At 38.1% G+C, this 24,958-nt stretch carries 18 protein-coding genes; 17 read left to right on the plus strand and 1 reads right to left on the minus strand.

Features of this window, described 5'->3' with window-relative positions:
• Nucleotides 1-3 precede the first annotated feature (3 nt).
• From DWZ63_RS00510 to DWZ63_RS00525, 4 genes are all read left to right on the plus strand, one after another.
• Nucleotides 4-1,344, plus strand: a complete 1,341-nt coding sequence (locus DWZ63_RS00510) for a S8 family peptidase (protein WP_270392924.1) — start codon at nt 4-6, stop codon at nt 1,342-1,344.
• Between the two features lie 206 nt (nt 1,345-1,550).
• Nucleotides 1,551-3,155, plus strand: a complete 1,605-nt coding sequence (gene pckA / locus DWZ63_RS00515) for a phosphoenolpyruvate carboxykinase (ATP) (RefSeq protein WP_055943864.1) — start codon at nt 1,551-1,553, stop codon at nt 3,153-3,155.
• A 426-nt stretch (nt 3,156-3,581) separates the two neighbouring features.
• Nucleotides 3,582-4,358: a ZIP family metal transporter gene (locus tag DWZ63_RS00520; protein ID WP_055943862.1), complete on the plus strand. Its 777-nt coding sequence runs from the start codon at nt 3,582-3,584 to the stop codon at nt 4,356-4,358.
• A 149-nt stretch (nt 4,359-4,507) separates the two neighbouring features.
• Complete coding sequence (locus DWZ63_RS00525) at nt 4,508-5,158, plus strand: hypothetical protein (RefSeq protein ID WP_118498177.1); 651 nt, start codon at nt 4,508-4,510, stop codon at nt 5,156-5,158.
• Nucleotides 5,159-5,440: 282 nt separating this feature from the next.
• Here DWZ63_RS00525 and DWZ63_RS00530 read toward each other — a convergent pair whose 3' ends face one another.
• Nucleotides 5,441-6,940, minus strand: coding sequence for a glycoside hydrolase family 43 protein (locus tag DWZ63_RS00530; RefSeq protein ID WP_118498179.1), 1,500 nt, complete (start codon nt 6,938-6,940; stop codon nt 5,441-5,443).
• Nucleotides 6,941-7,429: 489 nt separating this feature from the next.
• On the opposite strand from DWZ63_RS00530, the gene DWZ63_RS00535 reads away from it, so the two are divergent.
• From DWZ63_RS00535 to DWZ63_RS00595, 13 genes are all read left to right on the plus strand, one after another.
• Entirely contained in the window at nt 7,430-8,305 is an 876-nt protein-coding gene (locus DWZ63_RS00535) for an AraC family transcriptional regulator (protein WP_118498181.1), read from the plus strand.
• A gap of 213 nt (nt 8,306-8,518) precedes the next feature.
• A complete protein-coding gene (gltX, locus tag DWZ63_RS00540; protein WP_118498183.1) occupies nt 8,519-10,177 on the plus strand; it encodes a glutamate--tRNA ligase in 1,659 nt (552 codons plus the stop codon).
• A gap of 86 nt (nt 10,178-10,263) precedes the next feature.
• Nucleotides 10,264-10,611, plus strand: coding sequence for an Hpt domain-containing protein (locus DWZ63_RS00545; RefSeq protein WP_118498184.1), 348 nt, complete (start codon nt 10,264-10,266; stop codon nt 10,609-10,611).
• Nucleotides 10,612-10,656: 45 nt separating this feature from the next.
• On the plus strand, nt 10,657-11,130 hold the full coding sequence (locus DWZ63_RS00550) for a response regulator (RefSeq protein ID WP_118498186.1): 474 nt from the start codon (nt 10,657-10,659) through the stop codon (nt 11,128-11,130).
• A gap of 49 nt (nt 11,131-11,179) precedes the next feature.
• Nucleotides 11,180-11,770 carry a ribonuclease H family protein gene (locus DWZ63_RS00555; RefSeq protein WP_118498188.1) on the plus strand — a complete coding sequence of 197 codons (591 nt, stop codon included), beginning with the start codon at nt 11,180-11,182 and terminating at the stop codon, nt 11,768-11,770.
• 31 nt (nt 11,771-11,801) lie between these two features.
• Complete coding sequence (locus DWZ63_RS00560; protein WP_243020433.1) at nt 11,802-14,444, plus strand: TetM/TetW/TetO/TetS family tetracycline resistance ribosomal protection protein; 2,643 nt, start codon at nt 11,802-11,804, stop codon at nt 14,442-14,444.
• A 392-nt stretch (nt 14,445-14,836) separates the two neighbouring features.
• A complete protein-coding gene (locus DWZ63_RS00565) occupies nt 14,837-18,766 on the plus strand; it encodes an efflux RND transporter permease subunit (protein ID WP_118498190.1) in 3,930 nt (1,309 codons plus the stop codon).
• A 2-nt stretch (nt 18,767-18,768) separates the two neighbouring features.
• Nucleotides 18,769-19,398, plus strand: a complete 630-nt coding sequence (locus tag DWZ63_RS00570; protein WP_118498192.1) for a TetR/AcrR family transcriptional regulator — start codon at nt 18,769-18,771, stop codon at nt 19,396-19,398.
• A gap of 172 nt (nt 19,399-19,570) precedes the next feature.
• Nucleotides 19,571-20,956 carry a Trk system potassium transporter TrkA gene (gene trkA, locus DWZ63_RS00575; protein ID WP_118498194.1) on the plus strand — a complete coding sequence of 462 codons (1,386 nt, stop codon included), beginning with the start codon at nt 19,571-19,573 and terminating at the stop codon, nt 20,954-20,956.
• Nucleotides 20,957-21,043: 87 nt separating this feature from the next.
• A complete protein-coding gene (locus DWZ63_RS00580; protein WP_118498196.1) occupies nt 21,044-22,519 on the plus strand; it encodes a TrkH family potassium uptake protein in 1,476 nt (491 codons plus the stop codon).
• Between the two features lie 26 nt (nt 22,520-22,545).
• On the plus strand, nt 22,546-23,274 hold the full coding sequence (locus DWZ63_RS00585; RefSeq protein WP_118498198.1) for a hypothetical protein: 729 nt from the start codon (nt 22,546-22,548) through the stop codon (nt 23,272-23,274).
• 31 nt (nt 23,275-23,305) lie between these two features.
• Nucleotides 23,306-24,547: a CPBP family intramembrane glutamic endopeptidase gene (locus DWZ63_RS00590; protein WP_118498200.1), complete on the plus strand. Its 1,242-nt coding sequence runs from the start codon at nt 23,306-23,308 to the stop codon at nt 24,545-24,547.
• A 63-nt stretch (nt 24,548-24,610) separates the two neighbouring features.
• Nucleotides 24,611-24,856, plus strand: a complete 246-nt coding sequence (locus DWZ63_RS00595; RefSeq protein ID WP_147353187.1) for a hypothetical protein — start codon at nt 24,611-24,613, stop codon at nt 24,854-24,856.
• Nucleotides 24,857-24,958 lie beyond the last annotated feature (102 nt).

The raw sequence follows: 24,958 nt of genomic DNA on the forward strand, positions 1-24,958 counted from the left end.
GGGATTGATTATTTTCATCCGGCATTTAGGGACAGTGATGGAAAGACGAGGATAAGTTACCTATGGAATCAAAATATAGAGGGTGAGGCAGCCGAGGGGAGAAGCCCGTCAGGTTATGGTTTTGGTGCGGAATATGACAGCACGGACATAAACAATGCGATAGAGACAAAAAACAGGCAATTTGCACAGAAGATAGTTCCTGCAAGCGATGGTATGGGTGGACATGGGACGGCGGTAGCATCGATAGCGGCAGGTGATGGAACGGACAGCAGGGGAAATATTATAAGAGGAAGTGCTTATAGGGCTGAACTTATCGTTGTGGAATTAAAAAGAGTGGGTGATGGAAATACAGGATATACAAGAACTATAGATATAATGGAGGGGATAGATTATACACTCAGAAAAGCGATAGAATTGCAAAAACCAATAGTCATAAACTTAAGCTACGGCACGAACGAGGGAGCACATGACGGAAATACATTGTTTGAAAATTATATAGCTGACATAAACGGTATCTGGAAAAATATGATAGTTATTGCGGCAGGAAATGAGGGGGAGTCAAGACATCATGTAAGGACTATAGTGAAAAGTGCGGAAAATAGCAGGACGGAGTTTGCAATAGGCGAAAATGAAAGAGATATGCGGCTTTTTATCTGGAAATATTTTCAGGATGAATTTGAAATATTTTTAAATACTCCATCAGGAAAGAGAATAAATATTTTGGAGAGCGTGAGTATAAATTCGGAGCGTGAAAATATAGACAGCGTCATGGTGATGCCGACACCATACAATGGAAAACAGCTTATAGAGGTGCAGTTTAGAGCAGGAAAAAACTTAAATTATGTGCTGCCCGGTATATGGGGTATTGAATTTGAGGTATCGGGTAAAATAAAATGTGGAGTTGTGGATATGTGGCTTCCCACAATAGAAGCAATAGGTCTGTCAACAGGCTTTTTAAGACCGTCATCAGACACAACGGCAACCATTCCGGCGACGGCATTTAAAGTTTTGTCAGTAGGGGCATATAATCAAACAACGGAAAGTGTGGCAGCTTTTTCGGGACGAGGATTTACTGCTGACGGAAGACTTGTACCTCTTGTCGTGGCGGCTGGTGTTGATGTTTTGGCAGCAGGGTACGGAGGAGGGTATGTGAGAAAAACGGGAACTTCATTTGCGGCACCGCTTGTTTCGGGATATGCAGCGTGTATCATGGAGTGGGGAATCGTAAATAGAAATGATGAAAATATGTACGGGGAGAAGCTGATTGCATATATAACTAAGTACGCTGATGGGGTAAATGGAGAGGAGCTTCCTGGAAAAAGACAGGGATGGGGACTTATTTAAATGTAAAAAGATGTAAAATAAATAAACAAAGTATGAATTTTTATTGTACAATAAAAAAAACAGTCTCTATTATATTGCTTTTTTCGACTATTTGTATATAATTATTTATGTAGGCGAAAAGTCCATATTGTGATATAAGGCTTATATGTCTGAACTCCATATCATTATATGGATTAAAGCAAAATTTAAGAAAAGAGGTTAAAAAGATGGCAAACATTGATTTAAGTAAGTATGGCATTACAGGAACTACAGAGATCGTACACAACCCTTCTTATGAGACATTATATAAGGAAGAGACAAAAGCAGATCTTGAAGGATATGAAGTTGGTCAGGAAAGTGAACTCGGTGCAGTAAACGTAATGACAGGTATCTATACAGGTCGTTCACCTAAAGACAAATACATCGTTGTTGATGAGAACTCAAAAGACACTGTATGGTGGACAACAGATGAGTACAAGAATGACAACCATCCAATGACAGAAGATACATGGGCAGTTGTTAAGGATATTGCTAAGAAAGAGCTTTGCAACAAGAAACTTTTCGTAGTAGATGCTTTCTGCGGAGCAAACAAAGATACTCGTATGGCTATCCGTTTCATCGTTGAAGTTGCATGGCAGGCACATTTCGTTACAAATATGTTCATCAAGCCTTCAGCAGAAGAACTTGAGAACTTCGAGCCTGATTTTGTAGTTTACAATGCTTCAAAAGCTAAAGTTGAGAATTACAAAGAGTTAGGTCTTAACTCAGAGACTTGTGTAGCATTCAACATCACAAGCAAAGAGCAGGTTATCATCAATACATGGTACGGCGGAGAGATGAAGAAAGGTATGTTCTCTATGATGAACTACTTCCTTCCACTTAAAGGAATGGCTTCTATGCACTGCTCAGCAAATACTGACTTAAACGGTGAGAATACAGCAATCTTCTTCGGTCTTTCAGGAACAGGTAAGACAACACTTTCTACAGACCCTAAGAGACTTCTTATCGGTGATGATGAGCACGGCTGGGATGACAAGGGTGTATTCAACTTTGAAGGTGGATGCTACGCTAAGGTTATCAACCTTGACAAAGAGTCAGAGCCTGACATCTACAATGCTATCAAGAGAGATGCTCTTCTTGAGAATGTTACACTTGACAAAGATGGTAAGATTGATTTCGATGATAAGAGCGTAACAGAGAACACTCGTGTTTCTTATCCTATCGATCATATCAAGAACATTGTTCGTCCTATATCTTCTGCACCAGCAGCAAAGAATGTTATCTTCCTTTCAGCAGATGCATTTGGAGTTCTCCCACCGGTATCTATTCTTTCACCTGAGCAGACACAGTATTACTTCCTCTCAGGATTTACAGCTAAGCTTGCAGGTACAGAGCGTGGAATTACAGAGCCAACACCTACATTCTCAGCTTGTTTCGGACAGGCATTCCTTGAACTTCATCCAACAAAATATGCTGAAGAGCTTGTTAAGAAGATGGAGAAGAGCGGAGCTAAGGCTTATCTCGTAAACACAGGATGGAACGGAACAGGAAAGCGTATCTCTATCAAAGATACTCGTGGAATCATTGATGCTATCCTTAACGGAGACATTAACAATGCTCCAACAAAGACTATTCCTGTATTCAACTTTGAAGTACCTACAGAGCTTAATGGTGTAGACACAGGTATCCTTGATCCTCGTGACACATACGCTGATGCTTCTGAGTGGGAAAAGAAGGCTGATGATCTTGCAGAAAGATTTATCAAGAACTTCGCTAAATACGAAGGAAATGATGCAGGAAAAGCATTAGTTTCAGCAGGTCCTCAGAAATAATCAATAATGCTCAAAATTTAAATTTTAAAGTGGGTATTAAAATATGTTAATATTTACATGTATGTGTTAATATTATGCAAATGATGCTCCATGGTTATATTTTATCAGATATAGCCATGGAGTTTTATTTTATGTTATAGAAAAATGTTCATAAAGTAGTGTGGCACTAGGAGCAAAACGCTTTTTTTATGAAAAAATTATTCAACAATGCAAGTTTCACTTGTTTACATAAAAGATAATGCTATACTGTTGCTGTAACACGATATTATAAAAAGCATATATTTTAGTATATATGCTTTTTTGTTGTTCAGTCAGATAGGTGTTTGTGAAACTAACTATATGTTATATCTGCATAATTTAATCAAGATTTATGATAGTTTCGCAAATACCTAGTTAAGTTAGAAATGGAAAGGGGCATATAGGATAATGAATGAATTTATAATATTAGCGATTCCTTTTTTGGGAACTTCGATTGGAGCGGCAATGGTATTTTTCTTAAAAAAACAGATAGCACCAAAATTTGAAAAGTTGTTGCTGGGATTTGCGGCAGGTGTGATGATAGCGGCATCCGTTTGGTCGCTTCTGATACCGTCAATAGAAATGGCAGAAAAACAACATATCATAGAATGGGTTCCGGCACTTGTAGGATTTATGGCTGGAATAGTTTTTTTACTTTTGCTTGATACACTTATACCACATCTTCATCTTGAGAGTGATAAGCCGGAGGGATTGTCACTTGGGGCGTCAAAAATGACAATGATGCTTCTTGCTGTCACGCTTCACAATATTCCGGAAGGAATGTCAGTCGGTGTAGCATTTGCGGGAGCGGCAATGGAGGGCAGCGGTATCACAAAGGCGGCGGCACTTGCACTTGCGGTAGGCATTGCGATACAGAACTTTCCGGAGGGAGCGATAATATCAATGCCATTATGCGGTGAGGGCATAGGAAAAAAGAAAGCGTTTTTCTATGGTGTCATGTCAGGAGTTGTAGAACCGATAGGCGGTTTTATAACAATACTTATTGCAGGAAAAATATCACCGATACTTCCATATTTTCTTTCATTTGCGGCAGGAGCAATGCTATATGTGGTAGTAGAAGAACTGATACCGGAGGCACAAAACGGGGAACATAGTAATATAGGAACGATAGGGACGGCAGTAGGTTTTGCACTTATGATGGTGCTGGATGTGGCACTAGGATAGGGAAAAAAGTATGACATACTGATAGAGCGGATTAAGGCAGAGTAGAATAAGTATGGCAGAGAAACAAACTCAGAAGCAGGCTCATAAAATTTAAAACAGATACGATATATATTTAAAGAAGATTTTTAGTATAAGCAGGGAGGATAAAAATGCAAACTTTAAATATTCAGAGTGTCGCAAAATTAAAGAATGACTTGTTAAATGAGAAAAACACAACGGAAAAATCAGAAAACGGTCAAAATATCACGGCTGAGATATGGAAAAAAGCATTAAATGACATCTTAGACCCGACAAGCAAAATGTCAGAAGAAGACGAAAAAGAATATCACAACAAAATACTCAGAAAGTTAAAACAGGGACGCAGGCTGACAACGGCAGAGAAAAATTATCTTCAGATACATGACCCTGAGATGTATAAGGTAGCACTCCGCGTGGAGATGTGTCGAAAAAGATTTACAGAACAGGCAAAACATTGTAAGTCAAAAGAAGAATTTCAGACACTTGTAAGCAATAACATGAGTGTGTCTGATAAAGACCCGATGAAAGAATATATACAGGCGGCAATATCTTATGAAGCACAGAATATAAGAAAAACACCACAGTATGCAGCATTGCCGGACACAAATAGAAAAGCGGAGGAAAAAAGAACAAAAGGAAAGAAAATAAAAATAGACGAAGACAAAGAAAAAGATAATGACAAAAAAACAGCACCGCTGCCATCAGAAAACTATGGCAGTGACCTCAAAACATTGTCAGCAGTTTTAACAACTAAACCGGTATTTGATAACTTCAGTAATTGAGCTATGAATTTAATAAACAATAGAAAAGCAAGTAATAGCTATAATATTTTAGTCATGATTAAAACTAAATATCATATTGCCAACAAACAGCAGAAAAGACAGTAAGATTTATTATCTGAGGGGTGTTAGAACATCGTCAGCACTTAGCGGGTGTATTTTACCCGCTTATGTACTGCTACGATGTTCTTCAAACGAAAGTGTCCCCGAAGAAAAAAACTTACTGTCTTTTCTGCGTCCGTTAGCCAATAACCGTCCGTTAGTCACACTTAAATCAAGGAAATCTTAAGCCTCATGTTTCACTGACAATTTCTCAAATCTGCTGACTCCGTCACCTTTTTCATTGACCGCAAAGAGTCCGATAATAGTTCCTGTAAATCCTCCGGCAACTTCTGATGAGAGATAGCGTGTTTCCGCATCACTGATGAAAACATCATTTCCATTTTCATCTTTAAAGAAGAAATGATATTGCATTGCTTCTGATTTTATATGCAGAGTGACTTTATCCGCATTTATCTTATGATGTTTGCTTTCCTGCCATATACAGCCGATAGTCTGTCTGCTATACACAAATGTTCCTGACTCGTTTTTCTCAACAACTACTTCATAGTGATGTTTCTCATCCATATAAAATGATATGCCTGATTTTTCAGCACCCGGTATTACATCGCAGTTAATATCGAGGTCAAATTCAGTCTGTCTTATACCTGCAAAAGTCGGAGATGCAACATCATCAATAGTCACATCAGTTCCTTTGAGTTCAAGACCGTTTTTATCAAATTTATAATTTTCCATGTGTGGTATTCTTATATAGCACCAGTCGAGTTTTTCATCAAGATTTTCAAATGTTTTGTCATAAGAAAATTTCTGAGGGGTAAATTTGATATTGTCAGGAAGTTCAACTTCGATAGGTGTCGTACCGTTTACACCAATCTCAAACCAGCCGTCATCTCTCCACTTTACGGGAACAAGGCAGACCTCCCTGCCGAGATGGTGGTATGTCTGCCACATATGTATCTGCCTGAAAGCAAGATGTGCAAACCACCAGTTTCCGTCGTTGTCCTCAAGTATATCACCGTGACCTGCTGCCTGTATCTGATAACCGCCTAAGTTTCTGTTTGTGAGAACAGGGTTATTCGGATATGGCGTGTAAGGACCCCATATATTTTTACTGCGTGAATAATTTACCATGTGACCGTACTCTGTACCGCCCTCGGCTTCAAGCAGATAGTAATATTCACCGAATTTATATATATGTGGTGCTTCAAGAAATCTGCCGCCTGTTCCATGCCAGAGGAATTTGCTTTCTGAAAGTTTCTTTCCCGTCTCAATGTCAATCTGGCACATCTGGATACAGCCTCTGCCGTCTGAGTCATTTCCGTTGCTTATAAAATAACATTTGTCATCTTCAAAATAAAGCGATGGGTCGATGCCGTCCTGGTCTACGATAACAGGTTCAGACCACTCTCCATAAATATCATCGGTATATACATAGAAATTCTGGTGATAGCTGTCATTAGTCGTAACCATGTAAAATCTGCCGTTATTGTATCTGATTGTCGGGGCGAAAACACCGCCTGAACTGCGGACATTGTAAAGGTCTATCTGTGAAGCTCTTGTGAGACAGTGACCTATCTGTTTCCAGTTTACCATGTCAGTGCTTTCAAAAAGCGGAACACCGGGGAAAATGTGCATTGAACTGCAAACCATGTAGTATTTTCCGTTTGCGGCACAGATACTTGGATCAGGATAAAAACCTCTTACTACTGGATTTAAGTATTTCATAAAAACCTCATTTCTGCACACATTTTTTGTGCATAATGTGAAATATGTCATATTTCACATATAAGATTTGTGTCAAGTGTGCACAGACACAAATCTTGCTTGTGAGTAACAGTTCAGCCTTTTATTTATTACATTCATAAACCTGCCAGCAAGCTGTCAGTCGCTGCTTTGCAGCTTTTGTTTATTTCATATAATAAATGAAAGGCTATTCTTCCATAAAAAGATAATCAATAATACAATGAACAAGCTCATTGTATTATTGATTATCTTTTTATGGCTGAACTGTTACGCTTGTGAAAAATCTTGTAAAAATTTTATTTTTAAGATAAACTTACTATACAAATAAGATAGCAGTTAAAATATAGGTTTTCATCAATTATTATGACACAAAAATATACAAATCGGACATGAAATTTTAAAGCTGCGAAACTTATTGTAGTTTGTGCAAGTTAATAACAGATTAAGATAATCTCACAAGGAGGAGTTAGAGTGGAGAATTTTAAGGTTTATGAATTAAGTGAGTTTACAAGTGACAGTGATTTTCCGTTTTTTATCCAGTATGGCAGGCACGAGGACAGTCTGTCTGTTCACAGTCATCGGGATTTTTCGGAGCTTACGATAGTTCTTTCGGGTGAGGCCTGCCATGTCGTTGAGGATGAGAAGATGACCGTTAAAAAGGGCGAGGTTTTTATCGTGCACGGCGATACGAAGCATGGTTATCTTGATACGCATAATTTCAGGATATGCAATATCATGTTCAGGGAGAAATATTTTAATCTGAGAAAATATGACATAAGCAGGATGAGTGGGTTTCAGGCGTTGTTTTATATTGAACCGGGGCTTGTGAAAAATCATCATTTCACCGGAAGAATGTCACTTGGAAAAGAAGAATTTGAGAAAATAAAGGCAGAGATTGCCGTTATGAACAATGAATATAAATTAAAAAAAGAAGGATATAAAACATTGCTGACTTCAAAATTTATGGAGTTATTGGTGACGATTTCCAGGATTTACAGGTTAAACAGTGATGAAAATGAAAAGAAGATACTGCCGTTAAAGTTCGGCGAGGTCATAACATGGATTGAAAAAAAATTCAGACAGGATTTATCGGTGGAGGAACTTTCAAAAAAAGCAGGTTATTCGCAGAGACATTTTTTGAGGATTTTTAAAGAAACATATCATATGACACCGACGGAGTATATAAATGCGATAAGAATAGAATATGCGTGTTCAAGGCTGAGGGAGACAGAGGAAAGTGTGACGGACATAGCTTACGACTGTGGTTTTAGAAATATGAGTTATTTTTACAGGGTGTTTAAAGAGAAAATGAGTATGACCCCACAAAAATATCGTAAGTCAATATAGATGAGAAACATAAACAACACTGCCTTTATGATTTTGCAAGCTGCGTAAAATTTTATTAGGATAAACTAAAATAGAAAAGGACATTGATTTTGCTGTCGTTCTTTACAAACCGCCTGCGTATGTGTAAAATAGATTATATATAAATTATATAAGTTAAATATCTGAGAAAAGATATAATGCATATTTTAAAACAGTTAGAAATGGAGAGATAAAATGGACAATCAGAAATTAGCAGATTTATTATTTCCGGAGGAGTTAAAGACACCGGAATATTACGAGGAAAAATTTCCATATAGAAAACTGCCAAAGGGTGCAGAAGTAACGAGAATGGCACCAAGTCCTACAGGATTTATTCATCTTGGCAACCTTTACAGTGCACTTGCCGATGAGCGTATCGCACACAGAAAAAAAGGAGTGTTTTATCTTCGTATAGAAGATACTGACGCAAAGAGAAAAGTAGAGGGAGCGGTCGAGACTATCATAAATGTACTTCGCTATTTTGATATTGAATTTGATGAGGGAGCAGGCTTTGAGGATTCAGCCGAGGGCAATGCTTACGGACCTTATTTCCAGAGACAGAGAGTTGAGATATATCACACTTATGTCAAGGAACTTGTGAAGAAAGGGCTTGCTTATCCTTGTTTCTGCACAGAGGACGAGCTTTCAAAAGTAAGAGAACAGCAGGAAAAAGACAAGGTGCTTACAGGATATTACGGAAAATATGCAACCTGCCGCAATCTCTCATATGAAGAGATTGAAAAGAATATTAAAGATGGCAAACCTTATGTCGTAAGACTCCGCTCACAGGGACAGCCTGACAAAGAGATTACATTTGTCGACAGCATAAAAGGAGAGATAAAACTTCCTGAGAATATACACGACATTGTCATATTAAAGCAGGACGGAGTTCCTACTTATCACTTTGCACATGCAGTTGATGACCATCTTATGCGAACTACCATGGTAATCAGAGGTGGTGAGTGGCTCGCATCAGTGCCTACACACTATGAGCTTTTCCATCTTCTTGGATTTAAGATGCCAAAGTACGGACATACGGCACATCTTATGAAATTTGATGAGGAGACAGGTGGAAAGAGAAAGCTTTCAAAGAGAAAAGACCCTGAACTTTCACTCGATTACTACAGAAAAGACGGTTACCATCCATATTGCATGAAAGTTTATCTTCTCACTCTTCTCAATTCAAACTTTGAGGAGTGGCATGACAAATTCCCTGACAAGGATATAAATGAGTTCCCATTCTCAGTAGACAATATGAGTAAATCAGGTGCTTTGTTTGATAAGGACAAGCTTCACAACATTTGCAAGAATGAACTTTCAAAGCTCTCAGAAGATGAAGTTTATGATTTCTTATATGACTGGGCTTGCGAGAATGAGCCTGAAAAGTGTAAGGTATGGTTTGCAGACAAGGAAAAAATGCTTGCAATATTGAGACTTTACATGGGTGTTGGCATGAAACGCAGAAGAAAAGACCTTGTTTATGCAAGACAGGTATTTGAGATGATAGCTTATTTCTTTGATCTTGAGCAGCAACAGGAGAAAGATGAGTTTAAGGCAGATAAGGCTACGGTTGATGAAGTGCTTAGGGAATATCAGGCAAGTTACAGCCACGATGATGACAATTCGCAATGGTTTAACAAACTTAAAGAGATAGCAGATAAGCTTGGTTATGCATCTGATATGAAAGCATACAAGGCTGATCCTGAAAAATATAAAGGAAATGTCTCAGACATAGCGGAGATAGTGCGAATCGCTATTACAGGCCGTGTGAATACACCTGACCTTTGGTCTATTGTACACATTATGGGCGAGGAGCAGATGAACGAGAGGATAAACGCAGTTATCGCACAGTAAAAGTTATATATACCATAAGAAAGGATACCCGGAATAATTTATATATCCGGGTATCTTAGAACAAAAAGATAAAGGAAGGTGATGTTATGAGCCGGATTACGGATGAACTTTCAAAATGCGGTTGTGATATGAATACGACTTTGGAGAGGTTTTTAGGTGATGAAGATTTTTATGAAAAGTGCCTCATAGAGATGTTAGGTGATTCAAGTTTTAGGGAACTGGGCGAAGCTCTTGAGCAGAAAAATGTAAAAGCTGCTTTTGAAAGTGCACATACTTTGAAGGGACTCGCTGCAAACATGGGACTTGATTCAATGCTTGACATAGTTGTTGAACTTGTTGAGCCCTTGAGAAATGGAATGATTGATGGACTTAGTCCGACTTACGAAAGACTTATTGATGAAAAAAAGACTTATGATAATATAGTAAATGGATAGAAATTAAAGCTAAATCATCCGGTGTCAGAGAAAATAGGAGAAATTATGGAAACAAAGACCATTTTAATAGTCGATGATGCATTGACCAACAGAGTATTACTTAAACGGTATCTTGAAGACGATTACAATATAATTGAGGCTGAAAACGGACAGAGAGCTATTGATATAATCGATGAGCAGCAGTTAAATATATCCCTGATATTGTTAGATCTTATAATGCCTGAAAAATCCGGATTTGATGTACTTGAGTTTATGTCAGATTATGGCTTTATATCTGAAATACCGGTTATTATTGTAACAGTAGAAGCAAATTATGAAAATGAAATGAAAGCATTTGAGTATGGTGTGAGTGATTTTATTACAAAACCTTTTTATCCGCAGATAGTACAAAAAAGGGTGAAAAATGTTATCGATTTGTATGATACACAGAAAAATCTTAGGCGGCTTCTTGATGAGCAGACTATAGATACTATGGAACTTGTTGCAGAACTTGAACATATGAGTGATGATTTCAGGTAAAATGTTTTAGATTTTTTATTATATAAGGAAAGAAAGAGAAAGGTAGTGTATGGCTGGAAAGTTTTATGCAGTAAAAGAGGGTAGAAGTACCGGAGTATTTGCAAGCTGGGCTGAGTGTAAAAAACAGGTTGACGGATATTCTGGAGCAAAGTATAAAAGTTTTACAAGTATGCAGGATGCGACGGCATATTTGAATGATGGCATTGCAGGTGAAGATACATCTGAAGCACTTGTGGCATATGTAGACGGAAGTTATAATTCTGTTACGAAAGAATTTTCGTATGGTGTGGTTATTTTAAATGAAGGAAAAGAAATCAAATTTAACGAAAAAATGAATGATAAAGAGCTTGCAGCGATGAGAAATGTTGCAGGGGAGATAAAGGGTGCTGAGGCGGCTATGCGTTATGCCATTGAAAATGGTTTTGACAATATAGCTATTTATCATGACTATGAGGGGATTGCAAGATGGTGTCTCGGTGATTGGAAGACAAATAAAGAGGGGACAAAGGCTTATAAAGCATTTTATGACGGCATAAAAGATAAACTCCATGTCCGTTTTATAAAAGTAAAAGGTCATTCAAATGATAAATATAATGATATGGCAGATATGCTTGCAAAAGAAGCGTTAGGTTTGAATTAAAAAGGACATTGAGATAAATTGGAGGAATATTTTGGAAAATAATATTGTTTTGGCGATGCTTGCCCATGTTGATTCGGGCAAGACAACTCTTTCGGAGGCTATGTTATATCTTTCCGGAAGTATAAGAAAGCTCGGCAGGGTTGACCATAAGGATGCTTTTCTTGATACATATTCTATGGAAAAGGACAGAGGAATAACAATATTTTCTAAGCAGGCTATGTTTGGGTGGAAAGACCTTGACATAGCCTTGCTTGACACACCGGGACATGTGGATTTTTCGGCAGAGATGGAGAGAACTTTGCAAGTGCTTGATTATGCGGTGCTTGTTGTAAGCGGACCTGCCGGAGTACAGAGTCATACGGAGACTGTGTGGAGACTATTACAAAGATATGATGTCCCGGTTTTTATCTTTGTTAATAAGATGGATATTGGAGATTGCAATAAAGAAGATATAATGTCAGGTATCACGGAGAGATTTGGAAGTGAATGTGTGGATTTTTCGGCTGAAAAAAATGACACATTTTTTGAGAATATAGCGGTCTGTGACGAGGAAGTGCTTGAAAAATATATGGATGGCGGAAATATAGATGATGATGATATAAAAAAACTTATTTCCGAGAGAAAACTTTTTCCATGTTATTTTGGTTCAGCTCTGAAACTTGATGGTGTCGGGGAAATTCTTGACGGACTAGAAAGATACACATTAAAAAAAGAATATCCCAAAGAATTTGGAGCAAAAGTATATAAAGTTTCGAGGGATGACAAAAATAAAAGGCTAACTTATCTGAAAGTGACGGGTGGTGTGCTCAAGTCAAAAATGTATATTGAACAGCTTGATGAAAAAGCAGATCAGTTAAGGATATATTCAGGAAATAAATTCATGTCTGTTGATGAAGTTAGAGCCGGTCGGATATGTGCGGTGACTGGATTTGAAAAGACATATCCGGGTATGGGCATCGGAATAGAAACAAACTCTGAGATGCCTGTATTAGAGCCTGTTATGACATACAAGGTCACACCGCAGGAAAATGACGATATACATAAACTTTATGATGATATGAAAACTCTTGAACAGGAAGAGCCGGGACTTCATGTCGTGTGGAATGAAGAACTTCAGGAAATCCACACGGGAATAATGGGTGAGGTTCAGATAGATGTACTCAAAAATCTCATATGGGACAGATTTCATACAAGAGTTGAGTTTGGTGAGGGAAGCATAGTCTATAAGGAAACGATAGCAAGCACGGTTGAGGGTGTAGGACACTTTGAACCGTTGAGACATTATGCGGAAGTTCACTTGAAACTTGAACCCGGAGAGCCTGACAGCGGCATAACGATTGAAACGCAGGCGAGCGAGGATAAGCTTGATAAGAACTGGCAGAGACTTATAATGACGCATATAGACGAGAGGGAACATCCGGGAGTTCTTACAGGTTCTTCTATAACTGACATAAAGATAACGCTTATGTCTGGGAGAGCACATGAAAAGCATACGGAGGGCGGTGACTTCAGACAGGCAACCTACAGGGCGATAAGACAAGGTCTTATGCAGGCGGAAAATGTACTTTTAGAGCCTTATTATTCATTCAAGCTTGAAGTTCCGGCAGACAGCGTAGGCAGAGCAATGACTGATCTTGACAGAATGGGTGCTAAATTTGAGGGACCGTTCCAAAAGGGTGAAAACTCTGAGTTTACGGGAATAGCTCCAGTTGCACAGATGAGCGGTTATATGATGCAGGTAAATTCATATACGGCGGGAAAAGGCAGACTCACTTGTACGCTTAAAGGCTACAGACCATGTAAAGACCAGGATGCGATAGTGGCGGAAAAAATGTATGATCCTGATGCTGATATAAACAATCCGACTGGTTCGGTGTTCTGTGCACACGGTTCGGGATTTTATGTGCCGTGGTATGAAGTAAAAGATTATATGCATCTTGAAGCTGCCGTAGATATGGGAGATGATGAGAATGACAGTGTTATATCTGATGAGGAGATATATAAGGCAGCAAAAATACGCAGCGGTGCATTTAAAGGGAGTACCGGAGGTTCTATAGAGGAGGATAAGGAGCTAGAGGCCATATTCGAGAGAACATTTGGAAAAAGTGCATCTGGAAAAGGTGGTGGAAGTGACACTGAGGGCAGATTTGGCTATGAGAGAAAAAAATGGTCTAAAAAGCCGAAAGAGTCAGTTTATGATGCTGGAGGCGTGGAGTATTTAAAAAGACATGAAAAAAGCCAAAAATCAGGAAAACAGTATCTTCTCGTAGACGGTTATAATATCATTTTCTCGTGGAAAGAATTAAATGACCTGTCAAAAGAAAATCTTGAAGCGGCAAGAACAAAACTCATGGATATATTATGCAATTATCAGGGGTTTAAGGGGTGCGAACTTATACTTGTATTTGATGCTTACAAAGTAAAGGGAAATCCCGGAGAAGTATCAAAATACCACAATATAAATGTGGTCTATACAAAAGAGGCGGAGACGGCAGATATGTATATAGAAAAAGTAACGCATGAGATAGGGAAAAAACACAATGTAACAGTTGCAACATCGGATGGACTGGAGCAGATGATAGTAATAGGTTCGGGGGCATACAGGATGTCGGCGAGGGAATTTGAGCAGGAGATAAAAAAGACGGAGCGGGAGATAGGGGAGATGATTGACTGATGAACAACGGACGCCGGGGAGGTGGATATTATACGACAAATAGACGGCTCTCGCCTCGGAGAACTGCGTAGCGGTACATAAATGTAAAAAAACGCACCTTAAGTACCTATTATAAAAAAATATCAATAAAAGTGGTAGTTTGTTAAATTAAGATAAACTAGCACTTTTTTTATTGACATATGACAGGGTGTCATATATAATTGCGTTTGTTGAATATGACACCTTGTCATATTGGCAGATTAAATAAGTAGACTATATAGTGTGTTTAATTTATATGCTATAAAGTATATGCGAAACTGTCATTTTACTTTATTATATGTTATATCTGCTCAATCAACACAGCTTACAACAGTTTCGCTTTGTAGCCTATTAAGAAAGGAAAGTTAAAGACCATGACAAAAATGTTTGTTAAGAAGCCGTATCTTACGCTGGTGGCTATTGTTATAGTTCTGACATTTGGTGGTGTCAGCCTCAGTAAGATGCAGACAAATCTTATGCCGGATATGGAGATGCCGTATCTTGCAGTTATTACTACGGAGATGGGTGCTTCACCTCAGAAGGTGCAGGACAATGTGACAAAGCCTGTCGAGGATGCACTTGGAACGATAAGTGGTGTTAATAAGGTGTCTAGTACATCAAGCAGTAACTACGGCATGACAATGCTTGAGTTTTCGGATGATACCGATATGGATGCCGCTCTTGTAAGGGTATCTAAGGCACTTAATTCGCTTGACCTTCCGGATGATTGCGGCACGCCGAATCTTATGGAGATAAGTGCCGATATGATGGCTACGATGGCGGTAAGTGTTGGTTATGACGGCAAGGATATTAAAGATGTTACAGCGTTTACCGACAAAGTTGTCATTCCGTATCTAAAGAGACAGAACGGTGTGGCAAGTATCACGGAGACAGGAAATATAAATGATACCATTGAGGTACGCTTAAACCAGAAAAAGATTGATAAAGTCAATGAGGATATTCTGATGCACACAAATAAAAAATTGAGGGATGCACAGAAGAAGATAGACAAAGCTAAAAAGAAATTAGATGAGGGAAATGCTAAGTTAAAAGAGCAGGAGGGAAATTTAAGCAGCAAGCAGGAGAACACGACGAGCAAACTCGCAAAAGCTTCTGTTGCAATGAATCAGGCTCAGGCAATGAAGGCATCTTATGAGTCATCACTCACAAGTCTTAAGGCAAATAAAACGGCTCTTATGGCTGAGAAAAAAGCTTATAATGATGCAAAAATCCCTGCCACATATAAATCATTAAATGGAATGTTTAAGACATTTAACGAAAAACTAGGTGATGCAGCTAAGAGGAGCAATATAACGATTCCTACAAGTGTCAAAGATGCTATAAACCATCCGGATGAGTTTAACAAATTTAAGAGCTGGCTCACAAAGATGGGTCAGGGAGATTCTGTAAAGAAACTCACTGTTGCATCAATGAAAAAGGTTTATGATATTGCTGAAGTAAGGATGCCTCAGATAAACACGGAACTTGCCAACTTAAAGACTGAGATTAAAGTTGCACAGGCAATGGTTGACAAGATTAATGAGAAGATGAAAGGCATGGATAAAAAACAGGAGCAGGCAGTTGCCGGAGGCTATCAGGCATCAGCGGGCTTTGGTTCAGCACAGGCTCAGATGCAGGCGGCTAAAAAAGAGATAGCAAATGCAAAGAAGGAACTTAAAGATGCACAGAAGCAGCTTGACGAATCAAAAGATGCAGCACTTGAAAATGCAAATCTTGATTCGCTTCTTACACTTGATACATTGTCACAGCTTATCACGGCACAGAACTTTTCAATGCCTGCCGGATATATTGATGACAAAAATGATGACCAGTGGCTTATACAGATAGGTGAAAACTATGAGAATGCAAAACAGATTAAAAACATGGTGCTCACAAAAGTAAAAGGTGTTGGTTCAATAAGAATATCTGATGTTGCAAATGTTGTTACAGTTGACAATGTGGGTGACCAGTATGCAAAGATTAACGGTAAGGATTCAGTTATGCTTGCTATATACAAATCAAGTACGGCGAGTACAAGTGATGTAACAAATGCACTTACAGACTCATTTAAGGAACTTGAGGGAAAATATAAAGGACTTTCAATAACACCGTTAAGTAATCAGGGTGACTTTATAAAAAATATCATTTCAAGTGTTTTAAGCAGTATTGTTATGGGTGCGGTGCTTGCGATTATCGTGCTTGCGTTGTTCCTTAAGGATGTAAGACCAACTATAGTCGTGGCATTTAGTATTCCGTTCAGTGTACTCTTTGCACTTGTTATAATGTACTTCACCGGAATAAACATAAATGTAATGTCGCTTGCAGGTCTTTGTCTCGGAATAGGTATGCTTGTTGACAACTCGGTTGTAGTTATGGAGAATATCTATCGACTTAGAAACAAAGGTCTATCAGCACCGAGGGCAGCAGTACAGGGAACAAAACAGGTGCTTGGACCTATCATAGCATCGACCATAACAACTATATGTGTATTTCTGCCTATGGTATATACATCAGGAACTGTAAGCCAGATGCTCATACCGTTCTCATTCACAATATCATATTCACTTATCGCTTCACTTCTTGTTGCGATAACGGTAGTACCTACTATGGGCTCTATAATGCTTAAGAAAGTAAAGAATCCTAAGCACAAACTTTTTGATAAAATAAAAGATGCCTACGGAAAGTCGCTTGAATTTTTCCTTAAACATAAAGCAATACCGCTTATCATTGCAATAGGGCTTCTAGTGGTATGTGTGTGGAAACTTTCAGGAATGGGACTTGTAATGATGGACAGCATGGAGAGTAACCAGATTTCCGTAAGTCTTGAAGTTGACAAGAAAACCAGCAAGAAGAGTGCATATAAGACTGCCGATAAGGTTATGGCAGCTATAATGAAAGTTGATGGAATTGACAAAGTCGGTGTTACGGACGGAAATGCAAGTGCTATGTCCGGTTCGCTTGGTGCGGCATCAGACAATTACACAAGTTTTACTTTCAATATAATAACAAAGAGTGATATTAAGACTACAAAGCAGTTTAAGAAGATAAGAAAGACTATTGAGAAAAACACAAAAGACATAAAGTGTAAGGAACTTACGGTTTCATCATCAGCACTCGGAGGTATGGGAAGCATGATGAGTCAGGGGCTTGAAGTCAATATCTACGGTGACGATATGGATAAACTTGTCGAGTTGAGCAATGACTATAAGAAGATGTTAAACAGCATTGACGGATGCAGTAATGCAAAAAATGGTCTTGAGGACTCAGACAAAGAGATACATCTTACACTTGACAAAAACAAGGTTGCAAACGCAGGACTTACGGTTGCAGGAATATACCAGCAGCTTGCGACACGCATCAATACAGACAAAACCTCAATAACATTAAATGTTGATGATACGGATGTAGATGTAAAACTTGTAAATAAGACAGATGAACTTACATACGAAAATCTTATGAAAGCCGAAGTTACGGCGACAACAAAGGACTCAAATGGTAATGACAAGAAAAAAACTTACAAACTTACAAAATTTGCAAAGAAAGATGAGGGAAAGGCCGCACAGACTCTTTCAAGAGAAAATCAGTCCCAGATGATAACTGTTTCGGCTGATGTAGACGAAAATGAGAATGCGGCACTTCTCTCAAGAGAACTTCAGAAAAAGATAGATAAGTATAAGATGCCGGATGGATATACTGCTGAGATAGGCGGTTCGTCAACACAGGTAAATGATATGATGGCACAGCTTGTTCAGGCACTTGCACTCGGACTTCTGCTCATATACCTTGTAATGGTGGCACAGTTTCAGAGTTTACTCTCGCCATTTATCATTATCTTTACGATACCGCTTGCATTTACGGGTGGTATGTTAGGACTTCTCGCATTCGGACAGTCAATCTCGGCAATGTCTATGATGGGATTTATGATACTTATGGGAACAGTCGTAAACAATGGTATCGTGTTTGTTGATTATGCAAACAAACTCAGGATTGGCGGTGTTGAGAAGCGTGCGGCACTTGTAGGAACAGGTAAGACTCGTATGCGTCCTATTCTTATGACGGCACTTACGACAATTCTGTCAATGAGTGTTATGGTATTCTCACAGGATGCAGGAAATGCAATGCAGCAGGGTATGGCGATAGTCGTATGCTTTGGTCTTATCTATTCAACATTTATGACACTTTACATAGTGCCTATAATGTATGATATTCTATATCGTAAACAGCCAAAGGATATAGATACAGGAAGTGATGATATGGATGATATACCTGATGAAGCACAGGATTATCTGACAGATGGAGAGTAAAGATGCCAAAGGAAACATTTTACAGGCTGCCTGATGAAAAAAGAGAAAGGATAATGGCTGCTGCCGAGCGTGAGTTTCTTGAAAATTCATTCGAGGCGGCATCCATAAACCGAATAATAAAAGAGGCGGCGATACCAAGAGGAAGTTTTTATCAGTATTTTGAGGATAAAAAAGATATATTTCTATATATTGTTGATACGCATAAAAATGAAGCATTTGATTTTGTTGAAAATTTCATAAAAGACTGCAATGGTGATATATTTGCATTTATGAGAATGGCAATTGACTGTATAATCTCGGCAGGATTTAGCGAAAAAATGAATGGCATGAAAAGAATGTTTTCACAGCCGTGGGTGTTTGACATGATAGTGAGTGACAGGATGAAAGGAAAGTTAGAAGAAGCAAAAACGCCCAAAGGAATAATGTTTAAGTATATAGATAAAAACAGTCTGAATGTGGAAAGTGATGATGAGATACTCTCACTTATAAACATATTTGCATCGATAAGTCTCGGACTTTTTTTCAAGATTTTCATTATGGGAAAAAACGGAATCGAGTGTGATAGTGAAAAGGTAAGGGAAACAGTATATGGAGAGATAGATACATTAGAAAAGAAATATAAAAAGTATTAAAAAGGGTAAGTTTTATGGATATTGACAGAAATATTCATAAAACTTATTTTTGGCTTTGACAAAACGCATATTATGTACTAGGATAAGTCTATCATATGTTATGAGCAAATTGCAGAACGGATTGCGAATATTCGACTGAAAAGTTTATCTTAAAAAAGGAGTTAAGAAGATAATGAAATTTAAGAAACCGGTAAAATCAGGACTCAGCATCATAATCGTAGGATGTGGAAAGGTTGGAAATGCACTTGTAAGACAACTTAGCAAAGAGGGACATGATATTACCATTATAGACAGAAGCCGTGAAAAGGTCATGGAGATAACAAATCAGTACGATATTATGGGACTTGCGGGAAATGGAGCCAGTTACAGTGTACAGATGGAGGCAGGGATTGAAGCGGCTGATATGCTCATTGCAGTCACGGATTCTGATGAGCTTAACCTTTTGTGCTGCACAGTCGCAAAACATGTAAGCCGGTGTGATACGGTAGCAAGGGTAAGAACACCTGATTATAGTACGGAGGCAAGCTATTTAAGGGAAAAGTTAGGACTTACGATGATAATAAATCCGGAGCTTGAAGCCGCCATAGAAGCGACAAGGATTCTTTGTCTGCCGACAGCACTTGAGGTAAACTCATTTGCACACGGACAGGCTGAACTTATCAAATTGAAAATAACAGAGGGAAGTATGCTCGATGGCATTTCAATACAGGAGTTTGGAAAAAGAGGTATTGCAAATGTACTTATCTGTGTGATAGAAAGAGCCGGTGAAGTTTATATCCCATGGGGAGATTTTGTGATGCAGAAAGGTGATATTTTGTCATTTGTGGCTCACAGAAAGACCGTAAAGAGTTTTATGCAGAAATTCGGATTAAAAACTAAACAGGTTAAAAATACGATGATAGTAGGCGGTGGAAAGGCTGCATATTATCTTGCAAACCAGCTTCTTGGTATGGGAATCTCAGTGCAGATAATTGAGCAGAACAAGGCAAGATGCGAGGAACTAAGTATTCTTCTGCCAAAAGCGGTCATAATAAACGCTGACGGTTCAGACGAGGAAGTGCTCTTTGAGGAGGGTATAGAAAATGTTGAATCATTTATACCTCTTACCGGAATAGATGAAGAGAACATAATGCTCACGCTTCATGCAAAGCAGGTTTCAAATGCGAAAGTTATCACTAAGATAACGAGAACAAATTTTAAAAGTGTTATAAACAATCTTGACCTCGGAAGCTTAATGTATCCGCAATATATTACATCAGAGGCGATAATAGCTTATGTAAGGGCGAAAAATGCTTCAAAGAGCAATCATATCCAGACACTTTACCAGCTTTGTGATTCAAGAGTAGAAGCTATAGAATTTTCAGTGGAAGAAGCCTCAGCGGTGACAAATAAAGCAATTATGGATCTAAATATAAAAAAAGGAGTGCTTATTTCATTTATAAACAGAAACGGCAGGATAATCATACCGACAGGGCAAGACTTTATACAGGTAAATGACACCGTTATGATAATCACAACGCAGACCGGATTTAATACTATTCTTGATATTTTAGAGTGATTTTTGGTGTATGTTAAGTTTTTTCAGATTTTGAAAAGTATAAATATTTATAAGAATTAAGATTTTTTAATTCGGGGAGATTAAAAAATGAACAGGTCGATTATAAGATATATTTTAGGCAGTGTTTTAAAGGTGGAAGCAGCATTTATGCTGCTTCCGTGCATTGTTGCACTTTGTTACATGGAAAAAGAAGGGTTTGTCTATCTGGGTGTTGGCATTGTCACTTTTTTACTCGGTATGCTTATGACTCACAAAAAGGCAAACAGTTCTGTATTTTATCTTAAAGAGGGCTGTGTGGCTACGGCACTGAGCTGGATATTTATGAGTTTTTTTGGATGCATTCCGTTTATATTGACAGGCGAGATACCATCTCTTATAGATGCACTTTTTGAGACGGTATCAGGTTTTACGACAACGGGAGCGAGCATATTAAGCGATGTTGAGGCACTTTCTCATTGCACGCTTATGTGGCGAAGTTTTACACACTGGCTCGGTGGAATGGGTGTACTTGTATTTCTGCTTGCAATAATACCACTTGGAGGCGGCTCAAGAATAAATCTTATGAGAGCTGAAAGTCCGGGTCCATCTGTTGGCAAACTCGTGCCTAAAGTAAAACATACCGCACAGATATTGTATATAATCTATATTACACTTACGGTTGTTCAGATAATATTCTTATGTATAGGAAAGATGCCTTTATTTGACTCACTTGCGACGGCATTTGGAACAGCAGGAACAGGTGGATTTGGTATCAAAAATGACAGTGCAGCAAGTTATTCGACATATATACAGTGGGTGCTTACAATATTTATGATATTATTTGGCGTAAATTTCAATGCATATTATTATATTTTGTATAAACAGTTTAAAAAAGCATTTAAGATGGAGGAAGTAAGGTATTATTTTCTTATCATAATAGCGGCAGTAGGAATTATATGCTGTCATATCATAGATACAACAAAGTCCTTTTTTGAGGCACTTACGCAGGCATCATTCCAGGTTGCCTCAATTATCACAACAACCGGATTTTCAAGCATTGATTTCAACAAGTGGTCGCAGACCTGTAAAACTGTTCTCGTATTTCTGATGTTTTGCGGTGCGTGTGCCGGAAGTACAGGCGGAGGAATTAAAGTATCGAGATTTATAATACTCATAAAAACAATTATAAAAGATTTAGAGTCGTATATACATCCTAAATGTATAAGAAAAATTCAGATTGACAAAAAACCGGTAGAGCACGAGGTCGTTCGCTCGGTAAATGTATTTTTTATAACATTTTTTATATTATTTGCAGCATCGGTATTTGTATTGTCAATTGAAGATAAAGACCTTATAACAAACTTTACGGCGGTAGCGGCAACAATGAATAATATAGGTCCGGGACTTGCCCTTGTGGGACCGACTTGCAATTTCGGTCATTTTAATGTATTGTCAAAGCTGGTACTTATATTTGATATGCTTGCAGGAAGACTTGAATTATTCCCGCTCCTTATACTTTTCCATCCTGCTATATGGAAGGAAATGTTTAAGATAAAGCACCATGCAAAATGCGTGAGGGACTAACTAAAAAAGAATTTACGGAGGCAGTTATGAAAAAAAAGGATAAAAAAATAACAGCATTGTTTATGACATTTTGTATTATATTAGGTCTTTTGCCACAGTTTGCACCGGATTGGAGTGTAAAAGCGGCAGAAAGCACCGGAAGCTATAAAGTAATGGCGACATCAGGTTCAAGCGTGTCATCGGGGGAGACAGTTACAACTACGCCATCAACAATATTTACACCAGAGCCGACAGCAACAGTCATTTCAACGGAAGAACCGGCTAATCCTGACAAAACGACTATGCCGTCAACTTCACCGTCTGTTACATATACACCTGCTACAACAAATCCGGTGCCGACAAATCCGGCTCCGACGCTTACACCGAGGACAACACCTGGAGCAGATGTGACGGTGACAAATGCACCAACTACAAAGCCTACGGTTGTAACGACTAAAAAAAGCATAACTGTTGTTGACAAAAAAATTGTTGCACCGGGAAAAGTTAAGATAACAAAGGCAAAAAATGTATCAAAAAAGAAGATAAAGCTTACATGGAAAAAACAGAGCAAAGCACTTGTCTATCAGGTTAAATATTCTATTTATAAAAGCTTTAGAAAACCAAAGACAAAAGCAACAATGAAATGTTCTTACACTTTGTCAGGGCTAAAGAAGAAAAAAACTTATTATATAAAAGTAAGAGGTTATACGCTGAAAAAAGGAAAGCGTTTGTATGGTAAGTGGTCAACGGTTAAGAAGGTTAAAGTAAAAAAGTAAATTTAAAGAGAGGAACAAAAGTTTTAACATTATGAAAGAAATCAGAAAACCTAAATTTATGCAGGCGGCAGCAGTAAAAAGAGGGCATGGAATATTTGCAGAAATCTGTATTGCGATAGCACTATTTATTGTCGGCTCTATGGCAGGCGGTATTATTCAGGTACCTGCAATGATGGCAAATATGCTTGGAAATAATGAGTATATAGATATGATAACATCAGGTCAGCCTGATATAAACAAGATGATGCAGCTTGTATCAAATATGCCTGAGTGGATGACTATAGTAACACTTATTTCAGAATTGTTGATAATAGTCGTAGTATGTCTGTATTGCAGGTTTGTTGAAAAGAGAAAATTAAACACACTCGGTTTTAAGAAAAAAGGTGCAATTTTAAGCTATTTTAAAGGAATGATTTTATCACTTGTCGCATTTTCGGTGGCATACCTTATCTGTATCCTCACAAGAAGCATTACTTTTGATGGCATAGCACAAAATATCCCGGTAATTTATATCATAGGTTATTTTATTGGTTATATGATTCAGGGAATGGCAGAGGAAGTTCTTTGCAGAGGGTATTTATTCGTGTCATTGACAAGGAGATACCATGTGATAAACGCTGCTATATTTAGTGCATTTTTCTTTGCAATGCTTCATGGCATGAACAGTGGTGTTGACGGTCTTGCAATGTTTAATCTTTTCTTATATGGATTGTTTGCGGCACTCTTATTTGTAGATTGCGAAAATATATGGATAGTTGGAGCATTCCACAGTGTATGGAATTTTGTTCAGGGCAATCTTTACGGAATAAGCGTCAGCGGAAATAAGATTACAAGTTCTATCTTTACATCGACATCAGCAGAGGGCGGTGCATCTGTTATAAACGGTGGAAGTTTTGGAATGGAGGGCGGTTTTGCGATAACGATAGTGCTTATCATTGCAATATTTATCGTAGGCAAACACCTTGACAGCAAAGGAAAACTTATAGAAAAGAGCGAGCAGCCGAGCCAGAATGAGATTGAATTTGAAGAACTTAGAAAAGAGATGGAGAGCCAGATGGGAATGTCCGGTGACGATATATTTGGAAATCCAAACGGATATGATAAAAACAGGGATGTAAAAGATATATTCAGCGGTAACGCAGATGGAGAAAACAGATGCGACATAAATAATAACAAAGTGGCAGAACAGGAAAGCAGCAATGCGGAAGTAAATAAAAACGCACCAAAAGAACCTGAAAAGACAGGCTTTGACAGTAATTATTTTGGGTCGTAAGGTATCTTGTTTTAAGAAATATAAGTTAGAAAATATAAGAAGTGCGTGGAAATATGCTGATTAGTGATTTTAGTTGGGGGCAGAATAACTTTGCTCCCAATATTGTTTTATACAGGTAGAAAGAGGATAGATGTTTATTTAGATAAAGAATTTGAAGGTAAAAAGATTGCTGTGCATCCAAATGATAATACTGCTACGATTTATTCTCAAAATGTTAATAAGGCATATTTAATATCGCAGAAAGATGTGGGTATGGAAGATAATTTAATGTTTAGACCATTTTATTTAATGCATTTTTTGATAAAATGAGATTTTTTTTGAAGAAAATGGAGTTGTTAAGAAAATGGCACATAAGACATTTTTTGCAGTTGCGTAAATTGGTGCTGAACAAGAGCAGGGAAGAAAATATTT

It is taken from the genome of Clostridium sp. AF34-13 (assembly GCF_003477845.1).
Taxonomy (GTDB): Bacteria; Bacillota; Clostridia; order Lachnospirales; family Lachnospiraceae; genus Butyribacter; species Butyribacter intestini.